We start from the raw sequence: 241 nt of genomic DNA, 5'->3' as shown, positions 1-241 counted from the left end.
GTTCACCGGTCCTCGACAACGACCACTACCCACCCCGCCCAGACCGCGACGCCGCCGACCGGGTGCCCAAGCCTCGTACCGCCGCCGAGCTCGCCTTCCTACAGTTGGGCCAGGGTGCCAACAGCTGGCTGGTCGAGGCTGCCGCCGCGGGAGCGCGCCGCATCAGGGCGAAGATGGCCGAGGCCGTGGACCTTTCGAAGCTGCACTCCCCGGACGCAGTCGACAGAGCGTTGGGGACGGC

The 241-nt window shown here is 71.0% G+C and carries 1 pseudogene; it reads left to right on the top strand.

The window, feature by feature from the left end:
* Positions 1-241, top strand: a pseudogene (locus ASU23_RS12125) (IS21 family transposase); the annotation flags it as partial.

Origin of the sequence: Rhodococcus sp. KB6 (assembly GCF_001445685.1) — a bacterium.
GTDB classification, from domain to species: Bacteria; Actinomycetota; Actinomycetes; order Mycobacteriales; family Mycobacteriaceae; genus Rhodococcus_F; species Rhodococcus_F qingshengii.
Note: the sequence above shows the minus strand (reverse complement) of the source record. Positions and strands in the feature narration are given on the sequence as shown.